We start from the raw sequence: 15,978 nt of genomic DNA, 5'->3' as shown, positions 1-15,978 counted from the left end.
TCGTCTAGGCCGCCCAGAGGCGTCGCACGCTCCCGGTCACCGGACCGGGAGCGGGGGTGTGCGGCCCGGTCCGTACGTACACGGGTTTCCCCGGGAACGCCGTCGCGCCCGACCTGATGACGTAGTCGACCTCGGTGGTGAGCAGCGACGGCCACCGCATCAGGCCCAGGGTGGTGCGGATCTGGAGGTCGGCGAACGACGCGCCCAGGCAGCGGCGCTGGCCGACGCCGTAGGGCAGGAAGGCGTAGGGGGAGAACTTCGCGCCGGTCCAGCGGTCGGGGCGGTACACCCCGGGGTCGGGGAAGGACGCCGGGTCGTGGTGCTCCAGCACCGGCGCGGCGAACGCGAGCGCGCCCTTCGGGACCACGGTGGGCCCGACCCGGATGTCACGGGCCACCCGGCGCGGCAGGCTGAACGGGACGGTCGGGAGCAGCCGCTGCGACTCGCGGACGGCCGCGTCGAGGTCGTGCTCGGTGCCGGGCACCGGGCCGGGGGTGCCGAGGATCGTCAGCAGGGCCCAGGTCATCGACATGGCGGTGGTCTCGAAGCCGGCCGCGAAGAGGCCGTGCAGTTCGCCGGCGATCTCCGGGGTGCTGAGCCGGTCGCCGTTCTCGTCGACGGTGTGGCAGAGGATCGACAGGGCGTCGCGCCGGGGGTCGTCGGCTCGTTTGCGCTCGATGAGCAGTTCCAGCCGGTCGTAGACCGAGGCGAGGTCGCGTAACCAGCGGCCGTGCGGGGTCCACGCGGCCTCGCTGGGGAACAGCAGCACCAGCGGGTTCTGGAACGCCCGGAGCAACCGCGCCACGTCGCCGGCCAGCCGGACGTTGGCGTCGTTCACCTCGATGCCGAGCAGGCAGACCAGCATGTTGGCGCGGGTGATGTCGAGGAACTCGGCCGCCATGTCGAACGGCTCGCCGTCGTCCCCCGCGAAGCGGGACCGTCGCAGCGTCTCGGCGAAGACCGTCGCGTAGTGGTCCATCGCGTTCTTGTGCGTGATGGGCATGAGCAGGCGGCGGGAGCGGCGGTGCCGGTCGCCGTTGAAGGTGATGACCGCGTCGAACATCTTCGACCAGGGGCGGCCCTTCGGCAGGGCGAAGATGCCGTCGCTGAGCCGCTCGAACACGTCGTTCTCGGTGAAGTAGGCACGCGCGCCCTCCTCGCCACGGAGCAGCACGACCGACCCGTTTCCACCGGTGAGCGGGACGACGGGGCCCGGGAACCGAGTGGCGACGCGGTCGAGGGCGTACCAGGCGTTGTGCCGGAGGAACCGGAGGTTGTTGACGATCGGGATCCCAGGTGGCCCGGCCGCGTCGATCCGCAGCGAGGTGTCGAACATCTTGGCCATGCCGCACACTTTCCGTTCGCTCGTCCGGAGCGTATGCGCGGCAGCAGGCCCGATCAAGAAAACTTCATGTGAACGGGCGGGCCCCCGAGGAGGACCCGCCCACGTCGATCACTTACTCAGGGACTACCTGCCACCCTTGAGGACGGTCTTCGCCAGGTCGTTCAGGGCCGACTGGAGCCGGGCCTGCGCCGGGTCGGACTTCTTCAGCAGCGCGGCGGCGGTCTTCAGGGCCACCGAAGCCAGGAGCTTCTTGTGACGGTCCTTCAGACGCTGGGCCTCGTCGATCAGGGCGTCGACGGCCTTGGCCTGGAGCTTGTCCAGACCGGCGCGCTCGGCCTGCACCTGGTAGGCGCGGACGAGCTCGAAGCTCGACTCCCACGACAGACGCGGCTGACCCTGCGCGTTGAACAGGTTCAGCTTGACCGCCTTGGCGGCCTCGATCTCCTCCGCCGCGACGGCGGTGGTCGGGACCAGCTTGAAGGCGTCGAAACCACGCGCGATCTCGGTGCCGTAGATCTGGCCGTTGTACCAGTACGCCGACCAGAAGCCGCCGAGGACGAGCGCCGAGGCGTTCACCGGGCCGCGGTCGAAGTAGCCGAGCTCCTTCGGGTTGGCCGAGTCGGTGAAGTCCCAGAGCGAGATGCCGCCCTGGTACCACGCCTGCACCATGATGTCGCGACCGGGGATCGGGACCAGCGAGCCGTTGTGGGCCACGCAGTTCTCGGCGGTCGTCTGGGGCGCCGGGAGCTTGTAGTAGCTCTGGAACACCAGCTTGCCGTCCACGATGTTGTAGATGGAGTTGGCACCCCACGACGGCTGGTCGGTGACACGGCAGCGGGCGCCGGAGCCACCGCCCCACTCGTCGGTGAAGACGACCTTGGTGCCGTCGTTGTTGAAGGTCGCCGAGTGCCAGTAGGCGTAGTTCGGGTCGGCGACCGCGTCCAGGCGCTTGGGGTTCTCCGGGTCCTTGATGTCGAGCAGGATGCCGTTGCCCGCGCAGGCGCCGGCGGCCAGCCCGATCTCCGGGTACGCGGTGATGTCGTGGCACTGGTTGGTCACGGGGCGGGGCGACCAGTTCGTGCCCGACGGGTGCTGCGCCGTCGGCGGGGTGTTCTGCAGGCCGTCGATCGCGCCGGTCTCCGGGTTGGCGAACAGGCGCGGCTGGGCCACGACGGCGGCGGTCTCCGGGTTCTTCAGCGGGACCTTGATGACCTCGATCCGCCACAGGGAGGTGTTCGGGTCGGTCGCGGCGGTGTTGGCGCAGCCGGCCAGCTCGTCACCGGACCGGACACTGGAGGTGCCCTGGACGTAGACGTAGACGTTCTTCTTGTCCTTGGGGCTGGTCACGACCGTGTGGGTGTGCGAACCACGGCAGGTCTGCACGGCCGCCACCTGCTTGGGGGCGTTGATGTCGCTGATGTCGAAGACGCGGACGCCGCGGAAGCGCTCGGCGTTCACGGTGCCGGGAGCGCCCTGCGTGCCGCAGTCGAGGCGGCCGCGGGTCTCCTCGACCGACATGAACAGCAGGTTCTCGTAGACGGACAGGTCACCCTGACCACCCGGGCACACCACCGACGTCTTCAGCACCGGATCGGCGCCGGTGCTGATGTCGTAGATGTTGAACCCGTGGTAGTTGCCCGCGAAGGCGTAGTTCCCGCTGAACGCCAGGTCGGAGTTGGCGAACGAGGAGCTGCCCGGGCTGTCGGGGTTGACGAACCCGGCGGGCTTGTCGTTGTGCTTGGTCAGTTCGAGGCCGCTGGCGGCGGACTGTGCGTCCAGCCAGCCGGCTCCGAGCCCGACACGCGGATCATCGGCGGCCTGAGCGGCGGTGGGCAGGAAGCCCGCCACTAACGCTCCGGCAGCGGCGATGACCCCGAGAGTGCGTAGTCGCAAGGGGCCGTCCCTTCAGGGGGTACCGCGCTCTGGGTTTCAGGGCGGCGGTCCTATGTGGTATTTCACCGCGTACCGTAACCGAAAGGGTCTTGATGTTCTATACGTAGACATATCTACTTCTCCGGACAGATGCCGACGGTACAGCGGAAGCAGCCCCACACCATGAGCCAATTGCGTCGACTGAGCGTGTTACTGCTGTTCTCCGGCCTGGTCCTCGCCGGTTGCAGCGAGGACGCCCCGCCTCCGGCCCCGAACGCACCGATCGTCGTCCAGCCCGGCGCCCCCGGCCAGGACGCCAAGACGCTCCCGGGCACTGCCGTGCCCTCTGTCAGCGAGGTCCCGTTCACCGCCGCCGACGTGATCTTCTTCCAGGGGATGATCCCCCACCACGGGCAGGCGCTCCGGATGACCTCGCTCGTGCCCTCGCGCACCAAGAACCGCGACGTGACCCTGATCGCGGAGCGCATCTCGTCCACGCAGGAGGACGAGATGACGCAGATGCGGAAGTGGCTGACGTCCCGGGGGCAGGAGGTGCCGTCGACCGACCACGGCCACGGGGCCGGCGAGCTGATGCCCGGGATGCTGACCGAGGCCCAGTTCGACCGGCTGGAGAAGGCGAAGGACGGCGAGTTCGACCGCCTCTTCACCCAGTTCATGATCGCCCACCACATGGGCGCGCTGGAGATGGTGGAGAAGTTGTTCGCCGCCGACGGCGGCCAGGAGACCGAGACCTACGTCTTCGCCACCCACGTCGACTCCGACCAGCGCATCGAGATCGACCGGATGCAGCAGTTGCTGGCCTCGATGGGCGGCCCGCTCGAATAGGGTCCCGGAGAAACCTGCACCGCCCGGGTGATGACCCGGGCGGTGGAGGCGGGAGCCACTAGTGGCTAGTCCCAGTAGTAGTACTCCTCGACGACGTAGCCGTCCCAGTCGTCCCAGTCGTCGTAGTAGTAGTCGTCGTAGTAGTAGTCGTCGTAGTAGTAGTCGTCGTAGTAGTAATCGTCGTCCCAGTAGTCCCAGTCGTCGTAGGTCGTGGACGCGGGCTGGGCGACCGTGCTCACCGCGGTAGTAGTCGCGGTGGTGGCCGTCTCGGCATCCGCCGCTGAGATGGGCCCCAGGACCAGGGCCGCCGCACCGAGGACTCCCGCCCCCACCGTCGCGACTCGCTTACCGTTCATGGCTTCTCCTCCTAGGATTCGCCTGGCTTGCCCCTCCAGGCTTTCCGACGACCGGCAAGCGGCGCGAGAGGGCGTGGCGTTCATTTGACGGGAGAGGGGCGAGGTTCTGGGAGCCGGTTGAGGGGGTGCTTTTATGTACGGCTTATTGGGCTACGTCCAAGTGCGGCCTACATGGGGGGTTATTGGGGGCGAATGAGGAGAATGTTCGGGAAGCCCCTGGCGGGCGCGGGTGCAGCCCATCACGAGTTGGTAAAGCGCTTACGCGGCCCTTATGCCACCGGCCCTCGCCGGACGAGATCCGCCGCCCGGGCGATCACCCGGGCGGCGGAGACTCCCCTCAGTACCACCAGCCGTAGTAGTGGTTGTGGTGGTGCTTGTAGTAGTTGCTGTAGTTGTTGTAGTGCTTGTGATGCTTGTGGTGCTTGTGGTGACCGTAGCCGTCCCAGCGGTCATGGGACGGGAACACGCTCGCCGACGTGCTGACCGCCGTCGTGGTCGCCGGGGTCGCGGCCTCGGCGGTCGACGCCGCCGACACCGGGCCAAGGATCAGGGCCGTCGCTCCGAGGAACCCCGCCCCCGTCATCGCGACTCGCCGCTTTCCGTCCATGGGCTTCTCCTCTGGATTGTCCCGACGTTGGTTTATAGTTCTACTTTTTTCTTGTCGGGACGGGATTGCGAGCGATATGTGCCGATTTGACGGTGGTTTGCGGAGGTTGTGTGCGATGTTGGGTTTGATTTCCCTGGGGACGTCGCACGATGCCGTTCAATGACAGTCGACAAAGGCGTACGAGAGGGAAAACCGGGGAAACGGCGACATACGCTACGGCGTAGGAAGTTCGCCCGTCACGAGGGGGTAACGACCAGGGCGCCGCGCCTGCCGACGGCCCAGATCGCCAGGGCGACGGCCGACGCGACCATCCCCGCCAGGCACACCGCCCGCCACTCCCCTGCCGACCACAACACCGAGGCCGCCGCCGAGCCGATCGCGCCGCCCACGAAGTTGCCCGTCACGAAGGCGGTGTTCAGCCGGCTGCGGGCCTCGTGCGACACCGCGAAGATCCGCGTCTGGTTCAGGATGTTGAGGCCCTGCATGCCCGCGTCGACCAGCACCACGACCAGCAGGACGAGCACCACCGACCGCCCCGCGAACCAGGCGAGGCCGAACGACAGCAAAATCACCACCCAGCCGATCCCGGTCGCGGGCAGCGACCAGCCCCGGTCGTGCAGGCGGCCCGCCCGCTGGGCCGCGAGGGCGCCGGTCAGGCCCGCCAGGCCGAACAGGCCGATCACCGAGACCGGATAGTCGAAGGGCGGGGCGCTCAGCAGGAAGGTCAGGGACGTCCAGAACATGGTGAAGATCGCGAAGCCCGTGCAGGACAGGGCGAGGGTCCACCGGACCACACGCTCGTGGCGGATCGACGAGAACACCGACACGATCAGGCGGTGATAGGGCAGCCGGGTCTTGGGCTCCAGGTCGGGGAGCGCCCGGTAGAGCAGCAGCGCCAGAACCAGGGCCAGGACCGACGCCGCGAGGAAGATGGTGCGCCAACCGGCGAACTCCGCGACCAGGCCGCTGATCGTCCGGCTGAGCAGGATGCCCGTCAGGATGCCCGACGTCACGGCCCCGACCACGTGGCCGCGCCGGGCCGGGTCGGCCAGGTCGCCGGCCAGCGGGGTGAGCAGCTGCCCGGCCACGGTCGTGATCCCCATCAGCGTGATCGCGCCCAGCAGCAGACCGAACGTCGGGGCCAGCGCGCAGAGCACCAGCATCACCGCCGACACCACCAGCATCACCGGGATCAGCCTGCGCCGGTTGAGCACGTCGCCCAGCGGGACGAAGAGCAGGATGCCCACGGCGTAACCGACCTGCGTGGCCGTCACCAGCAGCCCGGCGCTCGCCGTGGCGGCGTGCAGATCGGCGGCGATGAAGTCGAGAAGGGGCTGGGCCCAGTAGAGGTTGCCGACCGCCGCGCCTCCGGCGACGGCGAAGAGGAACGTCAGACCCGGGGTCATGACCTGCGGTCGCGCTTTCACCCCGGACATGCTCGCATGCGCCGGGGCACCGCCCCGGAGCGGGGGGTGATACGTGGGCAAAACGCCCGAACAACCCGGTTGTGGACGTCTGCCAGACCGGGCCGGCCGACCGGCCTCACGCCTCGGTCGAGCCGAGCACCTGCGCCAGTGCCTGCCGTCCCGACACCCCGAGTTTCGTGTAGACCCGGCCCAGGTGGTTGTTGACCGTCCGCAGGGACAGGTCGAGCCGGTCGGCGACGGCGCGGCCCGACAGGCCCGACGCCACCAGCTTGGCGATCTGGAGCTCCCGGGGCGTCAGCGTGGAGTCGCCCCCTGACAGGTCCGACTGTGGCGTCCTCGCCCCGCCGCAGTCGGTCAGCAGTTCTCTTGCCAGCGTCTGCGCGCTGGTGGCGGCCGTCCGGCGTCCGGCCGCCACGAGTAACCGGTAGGAGGTCGCGGCGCACTCGGCCCCGGCCAGCGTGTGTCCGAGGCGGGCCAGCGTCGCGGCCGATTCCAGCAGCAGGTCGGGGTCCTCGGCCGCGTGGGCGGCGGCCATGGCGGCGAACGCCCTGGTCACCGGGGTCGGGGTGGTGACGGCGAGTTCGGCCAGGCGGTCGCGGGCCGCGCCGGCGGCGCCCATCCGGCAGGCGTCGGCCAGGGCGTGCGCCTCCAGCAGGGGCGCGCCGGCCCTGCGGGCCTCCTTCGCGGCGGTGAGGGCACGTTCGGCGGCGAGCGGCAGGTCGGAGGCGGCGACGGCGGCCCAGGCGCGGTTGCGGTTGATCCACGGGTCGACCAGGGCGCCGGGCGGGGCCGGGGTCTCCTCCATGCGGGTCAGCCACTGGTCGGCCCCGGCGGTGTCGCCCGCCATGGCGTGGGCGCCGACCAGCTCCGACAGGTAGAGGCGTTGGAGCCGGAGCGGGTCGTGGCCTTCGAGCAGCACGATCGACTCGCGGAGCGCCTGCTGGGCCAGGGTCATCCGGCCCTGGGCCTTGGCGACGATGCCGCGCAGGCCCGTCCAGATGCCGACCGTCTGCGGGAGCTGGGTCTGGACCGCCTCCTGGTAGCCGGCCTCGACGGCGGCGGCGGCGTCGACGAGCGCGCCCGAGAGCACCAGCGCCACGCACCGCACGCTGCGCACCTGCGCCTCGGCCCTCGGCAGGGTGTTGCGGTGCTCGACCGCGACGCCGAGCCCGGTGGCGGCGGCCTGGTCGACGAGCCGCCGATCGCCCGTGAGGCCCGCGGCCACCATGACGGCCGTCGCGGCCCAGGTGACGGCGCGGGGCGGGAGCTGCGGGTCGGGCAGGGCCAGCAACGCGGTGCCGACCGCGATCGAGCGGGCTACGTTGCCCTCCAGCAGCACGATCCAGGTCGACACCGCCTCGGCGGCGCGTTCTCCGGGCGGGTGGCCCCCGGCCGGGGCGGCCTCGCGGTGCCAGTAGTCGATACGTTCCTGCAGCATCGCCCGGCGGTCGGCGCTCTCCTCGTCGGCGCACTCCTCCGGTTCGGGCAGGATCCCGGCCGCCGCCTCGTAGCGGCCCTGCCAGGCCAGCACCTCGGCCAGCGTCAGGTCGGCGTCGACGCCTCCGCCGGCCTCCCGGGTGGCCATGGCGAGCCGTTCGGCCATGTCGAACTCCAGGTGCTCGGCCGCCTGGCGGGCCCCCGCGAGCAGTTCCCCGACCGAGGAGCCGAGGCCGGCGCGTTGCCGGGAGACGGCCAGTTCGAGGGCGTCGTCGGCGCGGCGGCGCGGGGTCTTGGCCAGCGACTCGGCCAGGCTCTCCCAGATCGCCCGGTGCCGCGCCCGGGGCATCCGCGCCCTGATCACCCCCGCGTACGCCGGGATGGTGAGCCGGGCCTGGATGCGCTGGCCGGAGCGTTCGAGCATGACGAGCCCGCGGCGTTCGGCCTCGACGACGGCCGTGTGGCCGGTGATCGACTCCACCACGGGCTGGCTGAGCGGCTCCTTGCAGGCCAGCACCTCCAAGACGCTCAGCACGGCGGCGTCGTCGACGTCCATCTGGGCCTCGATGAGGTCGCCGAGCCGGCCGGTGACCCGCAGCTGCCCCTCCAGGTGCCACAGGCCGTCGACCGTGCGGAGAGACCCTCCCTCCAGGGCCGACTGCACCAGTTCGTACAGGACCAGGGGGTTGCCCGCCGACAGGCGGCGCAGGCTGCGGCGGGTGACCGCGTCGAGGGGGCCGCCGAGGCCGCGTTCGAGCAGGGTGTCGATCTCGTCGTCGCCGAGGGGGCCGAGCTCGACCCGGCGGGCGACCCGTTCCTTCCACAACGCGGTGACCACGTCGGGCACGGCCTGGCCCTGGCGGACGGTCAGCACCACGAACGTGCGGGTGTGCACGGCGAGTTGGTACACCAGCGCGGCGGAGGCCGAGTCGAGCAGGTGGGCGTCGTCGACCACCAGCACCGGCCGCCTTCCGCCGGGGGCGCCGAACCGGGCCACGATCCGGGAGAAGGTGCCGAGCGCGTCCCCCGGCGGGGCCAGGTGGAGCAGAGCCCCGAGGGGGATCGTGCCGGCCGCGCGGGTGCCGGTCGCCGAGGAGACGGGGTGACCCGCGGCCGTCAGCCGCGTCGCCGCCTCCTTGACCAGGCGGGTGCGGCCCACCCCCGGCGGGCCGACGACCACGACGCCTTCGACGTCCGGCTGCGCCGCCGATTCGGTGACGACACGCAGGGCGGCGGCGCGTCCGACGAGCGGCCATGAACTTCTGGGGCGCGCGTCAGGTCCCATTTCGTCCCTTCGAATGCCGCGTTGACGATTCGAGTAGACGAGAGCTTGACTGACTGCCGCCATGTCAAGAAATGTCAGAAATCTGGCGCAATTCGGTCATTGCCGGAAGGCATCGGCGAAGGTATTTAGAGGGCGAGCAGTTCGTCGGCGAGGGCCAGCAGCTTCAGCGCCGCGACGTCGCGGGGGCCGTCGCCGGTGGGCGGGCGGTCGCTCAGCCGCCGCAGCACCACCTGCGGGTCGATCTGGGCGCGCGGCTCGCTGTGCCTGACCCGGAGCAGGAACTCCAGGCCACAGGCGGCCTGGGTGGCGAACATGCCCAGCAGCTCGATGTCGTCGAGGTCGCTGCGCGACTCGGCCCGGTCGAGCACCTCCAGCACGCCCACGCACTCCTCGAACCGGATCAGCGGGGCCGCCATGATCGTGGCGGGCACGTAGCCGGTGGACTCGGCGGCGTCCTGGTCGAAGGTGGTCGTCTTGAGGTCGTCGGCGACCATGGGCTGGCCGCTGGTGGCGACCCAGCCGGCGATGCCCGTCCCGGCCGGGAAGCGGCTGCCGACCAGTTCCTTCTCCCCCTCGCCGGAGACGGCCTCGAAGACCAGCTCACCGGTCTCGGGGTCGACCAGGAAGATCGACGCGGCGGCCGCGCCGAACATGTGGCGGGCCACCTCCACGATCGACTGCAGCAACTTGCGTTCGGTGCTGTCGAAGTCCTCAGAGGACATCAGGCTCTCCGTTCTGCGCGATGGTGTCCGCAGTGTTGTCCGCGGCGAGATAGAGCACGGTCTTGAGCTGGAACGGCGTCAGCCAGGGGTGTTTGCTCAGGATGAGCGCGCAGATCCCGGCGATGTGCGGGGCGGCGAAGCTGTTGCCGGTGCTGCGCACCACCTTCCCGCCCGCCCAGGCCACCGGGACCCTGACGCCCCGGGCGTGGAACTCGGCGGGTGGCGACGGGTTGTAGAAGTAGGTCATCGGGTCGGCCTGGTCGTGGCTGGCCACGCTGACCACCGAGGAGAACGTCCACGGGAAGCTGAGCACCGGCATGTTGTGCGCGGCGGCCACCAGCAGGCAGCGCCGGAAGTAGGCCTGGTCGGCGAGCTCCTGGAGGGTGTGCCGGAAGTCCGACTTCGTCGTCGACAGGCTCATGTTGATCACGTCGAAGCCGGCCTCGATCGCCCACCGCAGGCCGGTCAGCAGCGCGTCGCCGCTGCCGTTCTTGCCGTCGGTGAGCACCCGCAGCGAGCTGATCGAGGCGCCCGGCGCGACCTGGCGGATCACCGAGGCGCAGGCGGTGCCGTGCCCGGCCGGGTCGTGCGGCTCACATTCGGCGACCGATGACTTCCCGTTGTCGTCGGCGACCACCTGGTAGGACGCCTCCAGTCCGCCGACGTGCGGATGATCGGCCTGGACGCCGGTGTCCAGCACGCAGACCCGCACGCCGGTGCCGTCGGCGCCGCCGTAGGCCCACTCCTTGTCGACCGACTCCAGGCGGCTGATCTCGAAGGGTTCCGGCGCGGCCCGGCGGGTCGCCAGCCCCCAGGCCGGCACTCCGGGGAAGTGGTCGCGCTGGCCCCGCCGCCAGGGCGGCAGCGGGGAGTTGGTCGGCGTCAGGGTCACAGGTCCCCCAGCAGGTCGCGGGTCCGGTGGGCGAGCAGGCTCGCCCCTTTGTCGTCGTAGGCGTCGAGCGCGTCGCGGAGCGCGCCGGACGGGTCCCGCCCGGCGGCCCGCCGGACCTGGGCGACCTCGACGAGGACGTCGCCACGCAGGCAGAGATCGTCCGTGGCCGCGACCAGCTCGGCGGCACGGTCGGCGAGGCGCAGGGCTTCCGGATGATCGGCCGATCGGGCGGCGACGGCGGCCCGCAGGGCGAGGGCGGTGACCTCGCCCCGGAGCTGGCGGGGGCCCTCGCGGCGATCGAGTTCCCGCGCGGCCAGGCCGGAGTCGCCCATGCGAAGGGTCTCGCGGGCGGCGTAGATCTCCAGGGTGGCGGCGGCGCCGCCGTGCCCGGCCGCGTGCAGGGCCGCCGCGGCGTCGCGGAACAGCGCGCGCGCCTTCTCGTGGTCGCCGGCCAGCGACTCGACCAGGCCGCGGACCTGGGTGACCGCGATGGCGGGCAGGCCCAGGTCGAGTTCGTCGACATAGTGGGCGGCGGTGTCGAGGGTCTCGCGGGCTTCGGCCAGGCCGCCGGAGAGACCGAGCAGCCGGGCCTTGGTGAGCAGGACCGGGACGAGCAGCGCGCGGTCGCCGACGAACCGCTCCAGCAGGTCGGCGCACAACACGAGCCCTTCGCCGACCGGCGTCGGCGACCACTGGACCAGCTCGCACAGGCCGCCCAGGAGGCGGTCCTCCTCGTATCGGTCCCCCATCGCGCGGGCGCGGGCCACCCCATCGCGCAGCGCCTGGTCGGCGGCGCCGAAACGGCCGGCGTCGATGTGCGTCCACGCTTCCAGCTGGTGGAAGCGGCACCAGCTGAGATCGTCGTCCTGTTCGAGCCGGTCGCGCAGCGCCTCGGGGTCGGTGCCCCGGCCGGTGCGCAGGCCCAGCATCTCACGCTGGATCGTGCAGGTCAGCGCGGTGCGCGGGTCGCCGGGGAGCATCTCCTCGGCGGCGTCGAGGGCGGCGGCGGCCTTCCCGGCCTCTCCCCTCGCCAGTTCGGCGTCGCTGATCAGGATCGCCAGGCGGCGGTGCTCCTCCCGGCCCTTGGGCAGGATCTCGCGGCCGCGTTCGAGCAGGGCGATGGCGGCCGGAAGGTCCCTGCGGTGCAGGGCCTCGCCGCCGTCGCGGATCAGCGCGGTGGCGGCGCGGTCGGTGAGCTCGTCGAGCAGCGGGTCGAACGGGCGCACCTCGCGGGTGAAGCGGCAGGCGGCGAGCAGGTGGCGGCTGATGTCGCCGGAGGTCCAGCTGCGGAACGGGGTGTCGTCGGCGGCCTCCTGCTCGCCGAGCCAGTCGGCGAGGCGACGGTGCCAGTCGGCGCGCTGTTCCTTGCTGGTCAGCGAGTAGACGGTCTCGCGGGTGAGGGTCTGGGTGAACTCGAAGGCGCCCGGCTGGGAGCCCCGTCTGACCAGGCGGTCGCGCTGGAGGCTGCGGACCGGCCCCGACGGGGTCCCCGAGGAGAGGTCCGGGCCGAGCATCTCGACCTGGCCGAGGGTGAACATCTGGCCGATGGTCGCGGCCCGCTCCAGCACCTCGCGTTCGTCGCCGCCGAGCCGGTCGAGCCGGGCGCCCAGCAGCGCGGTGATGGTGGGCGGCAGCGAACCGTCGCCCTCGGTCAGGGTCTCCAGCATCAGCTCGGCGAACAGCGGGTTGCCGTCGCTGCTGGCGGCGACCCGCCAGTGCAGGGCCTCGTCGGCGTGCGCCATGACCTCGACGCGTTCGGCGCAGAGCTCCTGGACGAGCCGCGCGACGTCCGCGCCGCTCAGCGGCCCGAGCTCCAGCGACATCCCGCAGGCCATGCCGCCGCCCCAGCCGGGACGCAGCTCGTAGATCTCCGGCCGGGCCACGCAGACGAACAGCACCGGCACGTCGGTCAGCCACGCCACGCAGTCGTCGACCAGTTCCAGCAACGTCGGCTCGGCCCACTGGAGGTTGTCGAGCACCACCACGAGCGGGCGGTTGTCGGCCATCACCTCCAGGAAGCTGCGGACCGCGCGGGCGATCTCGGCGACGCCGGGGGTCTGGCCGTTGCCCGCCAGCGCGCGCAGCGTGCGCTCCCCGTCGGGGCCGACCGCCGCCGCGACGGCGGGCCAGTCGCCGTTGACGTCTTCGAGCATCTCGGCGATCGGGCGGTAGGTGGCGCCGATGCCGTAGGAGGGGCAGCGCCCGGTCAGCACCCGCACGCCCGGCGGCAGCCGGTGCAGGAACTCGCGCACCAGCCGTGACTTGCCGATGCCCGGCACGCCCAGCAGGGTCGCCATCCCGCACAACCGTTCCCTGATCACGCGTTCGTGCAGGCGGGTGAGCTGGGCGAGCTCCTCGTCGCGGCCGATCAGGGGGACGGTGTCGGCGCCCGCGTCGCCCGCGCGGTCGGGCTCGACGTCGATCAACCGCCAGGCGCGGACCGGGTCCTTCTTGCCCTTCAGCGTGAGCGGCGGGACCTCCTCCATGACGGCGTGCTGGCGCACCAGCCGGGCGACGTCGTCGCCGAGGAGGATCTCGCCCTCCTTGGCGGCCGACTGGATGCGAGCGGCCGTGTTGACCGTGTCGCCGATCACGCGGACGTCGGTGCCGGTGTTGCCGACTACCATGACCTCGCCGAACGCCACCCCGACGTGCGCCCCGATGCGGACGCCGACGGTCCGCTCCAGCTGGTCGGCCAGCTCGTACACCGATCGCATCGCGCCGTGGGCGGCGAGCACGGCGCGCAGCGCGTCGTCCTCGCGGCTGAGGGGGATGCCGAAGACGGCCATGATGGCGTCGCCGATGTACTTCTCGATCACGCCGCCGTTGGCGAAGATCGCCTCTCTGCATCCCGCGTAGTAGCGCTCCAGGATCTGCATGAGCAGCTCGGGGTCGAGACGCTCCGCGAGTTCGGTCGACCCGGACAGGTCGATGAACAGGACCACGATGTGACGACGAGCCGGCCTCGACCCCTGCATGCTCAGACCAGCTTCAATTCCTGGCCCTCAACTTCGGGCGCGACGTCGTCGAGACGTCGTTTGATCGAGTTGAGCAGGGTGACCTCGGTCTGGTTGAGCGAGGCGAACACGTCGCGCTGCCGCTCGTCGAGTAGGTCGATCGGGTGCCCTGCGGCACGTAGGTCGGCCAGTGCGTCGTACGCCCCCGAACCGGTTCTGTTCATCACTCGTCCTCACCGCGTCGCGTCTGAAAAGTCCGCTTTCGCGTAAGTCTGAAAGCGCACCAGACGATCGGCCACCCCACATTCGTGGGTTCTTTTCCGCACGTCAGCCCACATTTGTGGGGTTGTCCGGCCCGCGCGTCACCGGCACATACTCGACTCGCAACGCAACCCGATCGCTAGAGAGGTGAAGGCATGTCCTTCGATCCCACTGAGGAACTGCGTCAGGCCGGCATTCTCAACTCCCAGCTCGCCGCCGAGGTCGAGGAGGCGTTCGCCACCCTGACCCGTGAAGAGGTCGACCTGCTCATCTCCCTCAAGGACAAGCTGCCGAACGCCCTCCCGGGCGTGCTGGCCGGCGTCTCCGCCGGTGCGAGCGCCGACGGCGAGTGGTCCGAGCCCGAGGTCGTCGCCCACACCATGGCCGCCGCGGCCGACTGCCTCTGCGGCGCCTGGTCGGGCTCCGGCTCCGGCGCGGCCAACTAGGCACCACCAGTTCGCGGACGCGGCCCCGGACGCCGAAAGCGGGGCCGCGTCCACGCGGTGACGAGGGAGGGAGAGCGACATGCCGGGGAAGCTGGTCAAGAACCGCGCCCTGTTCGAGGTCCCCGAGGGCCTCACCTATTTCGTCCACGACGACAGACGTCTCGTGGTCAACCCGCACTCGGGCGGCCGGGTGGTGCTGACGTCGCGGGAGTTCGGCGTGCTGACGGCGCTGGCCCGTGCCCTTCCCCTCGACGAGACGCTGGAGAACGAGAAGGCCCTCGCCAAGCTGATCCTGAACTACGTCGTCTACTACGACGGCCACCGCCCGAACGTGGCCTTCCAGGAGCCGAAGCTCAAGCAGGCCTACTACGCGATCACCGACGGCTGCAACCTGCGCTGCCCCTACTGCTACGCCTCGTCGGAGAAGTGCCTGCCGAACGAGCTGAAGACCGACGAGTCGCTGCGCCTGATCGAGGAGATCGCCGAGTTCGGCGCCGAGTACGTCATCTTCACCGGCGGCGAGCCGATGCTCCGCAAGGACCTCTTCCAGATCGTCGAGCACGCCAGGTCGCTGGGCCTGAAGTGCAACATCGTCACCAACGCGACGATGATCAGGAAGCTGGAGACGGCGCAGCGGTTCGCCGACCTGTTCAACTCGGTCACCGTGAGCGTCGACGGCGGCACCGCCGAGACCCACGACCGCACCCGCGGCGCGGGCTCGTTCGCCAAGACCCACAAGGCGCTTCGGCTGCTGAACCAGGTCGGCGTCATTCCGAAGATCAACCACATCGTGACGTCGGAGAACATCGACGAGCTTGAGGACTTCGCCCAGTTCATCGAGGGGCTGGAGGTCCACAGCATCCGGCTGATGTACCACAACAAGCTCGGCCGGGGCGTGACCGACAAGGCCGACTTCGGGTGGCAGGACCACATGCGGATCCAGGAGATCGCGTGGACCTCCCCGGCGGCCGGCAAGCTCAGCCCCGACGGCCCCCGGCCGCTCGGCCCGTGTGCCGTGAAGGCCAACTGCGGCATGGGCGGCAACGAGATCTACATCAACTCGCTCGGCGACGTCTACCCGTGCAAGCTGGTCACCGGCCACGAGCACTACGCGGGCAACGTGCGCGAGCAGTCGCTGGCCGAGATCTTCGGCGCGCCGGTGCTCAAGGAGATGCGCACCAGCTCGGTGCTCGGCGGCGAGTACCACGCCGACTGCGCCCGCTGCTACATCAAGGCGTCGTGCGGCGGCGGCTGCCGGGCCTCCCACATGGCCGAGTCGCTCGACATCAAGCGCAACAGCCGCCACCAGTGCCGGATCCTGCGCCACGGCATCGCCACCCAGCTCTGGCTGGAGTCGGGCGCCACCGGCGCGGAACTGGCCAGGAACAACGACGTCATGACGACCCCGCGCCTGGTGGCCGACGACACGATCCACCCCGTCTTCGACGACTGGACGCGTTACGTCCCGCCGATGCGCGAGCCCGTCAAGGTCGGCAAGCTGCTCCCCATCACGCCTGTTTAAGCG

The 15,978-nt window shown here is 70.7% G+C and carries 13 protein-coding genes; 3 read left to right on the top strand and 10 right to left on the bottom strand.

The genetic code is table 11. The features are described 5' to 3' along the window. Positions 1-4: 4 nt before the first annotated feature. On the bottom strand, positions 5-1,345 hold the full coding sequence (locus GT755_RS19260) for a cytochrome P450 (RefSeq protein WP_161481048.1): 1,341 nt from the start codon (positions 1,343-1,345) through the stop codon (positions 5-7). Between the two features lie 123 nt (positions 1,346-1,468). Then, positions 1,469-3,193, bottom strand: coding sequence for an LVIVD repeat-containing protein (locus GT755_RS19255; protein ID WP_202610205.1), 1,725 nt, complete (start codon positions 3,191-3,193; stop codon positions 1,469-1,471). A 216-nt stretch (positions 3,194-3,409) separates the two neighbouring features. Between GT755_RS19255 and GT755_RS19250 the strand changes: the two genes are divergently transcribed. Continuing rightward, positions 3,410-4,063 carry a DUF305 domain-containing protein gene (locus GT755_RS19250; protein ID WP_161481047.1) on the top strand — a complete coding sequence of 218 codons (654 nt, stop codon included), beginning with the start codon at positions 3,410-3,412 and terminating at the stop codon, positions 4,061-4,063. A 65-nt stretch (positions 4,064-4,128) separates the two neighbouring features. On the opposite strand, the gene GT755_RS19245 is transcribed toward GT755_RS19250, so the two are convergent. The 8 genes from GT755_RS19245 to GT755_RS19210 form a co-directional block, all read right to left on the bottom strand. Then, on the bottom strand, positions 4,129-4,419 hold the full coding sequence (locus tag GT755_RS19245) for a hypothetical protein (protein WP_161481046.1): 291 nt from the start codon (positions 4,417-4,419) through the stop codon (positions 4,129-4,131). Positions 4,420-4,756: 337 nt separating this feature from the next. Continuing rightward, positions 4,757-5,026: a hypothetical protein gene (locus GT755_RS19240; RefSeq protein ID WP_161481045.1), complete on the bottom strand. Its 270-nt coding sequence runs from the start codon at positions 5,024-5,026 to the stop codon at positions 4,757-4,759. A 236-nt stretch (positions 5,027-5,262) separates the two neighbouring features. Beyond that, a complete protein-coding gene (locus GT755_RS19235) occupies positions 5,263-6,453 on the bottom strand; it encodes an MFS transporter (protein WP_202610204.1) in 1,191 nt (396 codons plus the stop codon). Positions 6,454-6,568: 115 nt separating this feature from the next. Continuing rightward, positions 6,569-9,175: a helix-turn-helix transcriptional regulator gene (locus tag GT755_RS19230; RefSeq protein WP_161481043.1), complete on the bottom strand. Its 2,607-nt coding sequence runs from the start codon at positions 9,173-9,175 to the stop codon at positions 6,569-6,571. A gap of 125 nt (positions 9,176-9,300) precedes the next feature. Next, positions 9,301-9,897 carry a GAF domain-containing protein gene (locus tag GT755_RS19225; RefSeq protein ID WP_030454946.1) on the bottom strand — a complete coding sequence of 199 codons (597 nt, stop codon included), beginning with the start codon at positions 9,895-9,897 and terminating at the stop codon, positions 9,301-9,303. Beyond that, complete coding sequence (locus tag GT755_RS19220; RefSeq protein ID WP_202610203.1) at positions 9,887-10,789, bottom strand: S8 family serine peptidase; 903 nt, start codon at positions 10,787-10,789, stop codon at positions 9,887-9,889. Before GT755_RS19220 ends, GT755_RS19225 begins: the two co-directional genes overlap by 11 nt. Beyond that, positions 10,786-13,734: an AAA family ATPase gene (locus GT755_RS19215; RefSeq protein WP_161481042.1), complete on the bottom strand. Its 2,949-nt coding sequence runs from the start codon at positions 13,732-13,734 to the stop codon at positions 10,786-10,788. Before GT755_RS19215 ends, GT755_RS19220 begins: the two co-directional genes overlap by 4 nt. A 35-nt stretch (positions 13,735-13,769) precedes the next feature. Further along, the gene (locus tag GT755_RS19210) at positions 13,770-13,970 is read right to left on the bottom strand and encodes an aroma-sacti cluster domain-containing protein (RefSeq protein WP_034385328.1); all 201 of its coding nucleotides are present in this window, start codon (positions 13,968-13,970) and stop codon (positions 13,770-13,772) included. 192 nt (positions 13,971-14,162) lie between these two features. Between GT755_RS19210 and GT755_RS19205 the strand changes: the two genes are divergently transcribed. Both GT755_RS19205 and stsB read left to right on the top strand, forming a co-directional pair. Beyond that, positions 14,163-14,453, top strand: coding sequence for a StsA-related sactipeptide RiPP (locus GT755_RS19205; RefSeq protein ID WP_030454943.1), 291 nt, complete (start codon positions 14,163-14,165; stop codon positions 14,451-14,453). A 79-nt stretch (positions 14,454-14,532) separates the two neighbouring features. Beyond that, a complete protein-coding gene (gene stsB / locus GT755_RS19200; protein ID WP_161481041.1) occupies positions 14,533-15,975 on the top strand; it encodes a StsB family radical SAM/SPASM domain sactipeptide maturase in 1,443 nt (480 codons plus the stop codon). The last annotated feature ends 3 nt before the right edge of the window (positions 15,976-15,978 follow it).

It is taken from the genome of Herbidospora solisilvae, assembly GCF_009901565.1.
GTDB lineage: Bacteria > Actinomycetota > Actinomycetes > Streptosporangiales > Streptosporangiaceae > Herbidospora > Herbidospora solisilvae.
The sequence above is the reverse complement of the archived record's forward strand: the minus strand, read 5'-3'. Positions and strand labels throughout refer to the sequence as shown.

What these genes read in the sequence shown, in the direction of transcription:
- GT755_RS19260 (WP_161481048.1), bottom strand. Translation starts at nt 1,345, where the DNA reads ATGGCCAAGATGTTCGACACCTCGCTGCGGATCGACGCGGCCGGGCCA.
- GT755_RS19245 (WP_161481046.1), bottom strand. Translation starts at nt 4,419, where the DNA reads ATGAACGGTAAGCGAGTCGCGACGGTGGGGGCGGGAGTCCTCGGTGCG.
- GT755_RS19240 (WP_161481045.1), bottom strand. Translation starts at nt 5,026, where the DNA reads ATGGACGGAAAGCGGCGAGTCGCGATGACGGGGGCGGGGTTCCTCGGA.
- GT755_RS19230 (WP_161481043.1), bottom strand. Translation starts at nt 9,175, where the DNA reads ATGGGACCTGACGCGCGCCCCAGAAGTTCATGGCCGCTCGTCGGACGC.
- GT755_RS19225 (WP_030454946.1), bottom strand. Translation starts at nt 9,897, where the DNA reads ATGTCCTCTGAGGACTTCGACAGCACCGAACGCAAGTTGCTGCAGTCG.
- GT755_RS19210 (WP_034385328.1), bottom strand. Translation starts at nt 13,970, where the DNA reads ATGAACAGAACCGGTTCGGGGGCGTACGACGCACTGGCCGACCTACGT.
- GT755_RS19205 (WP_030454943.1), top strand. Translation starts at nt 14,163, where the DNA reads ATGTCCTTCGATCCCACTGAGGAACTGCGTCAGGCCGGCATTCTCAAC.
- stsB (WP_161481041.1), top strand. Translation starts at nt 14,533, where the DNA reads ATGCCGGGGAAGCTGGTCAAGAACCGCGCCCTGTTCGAGGTCCCCGAG.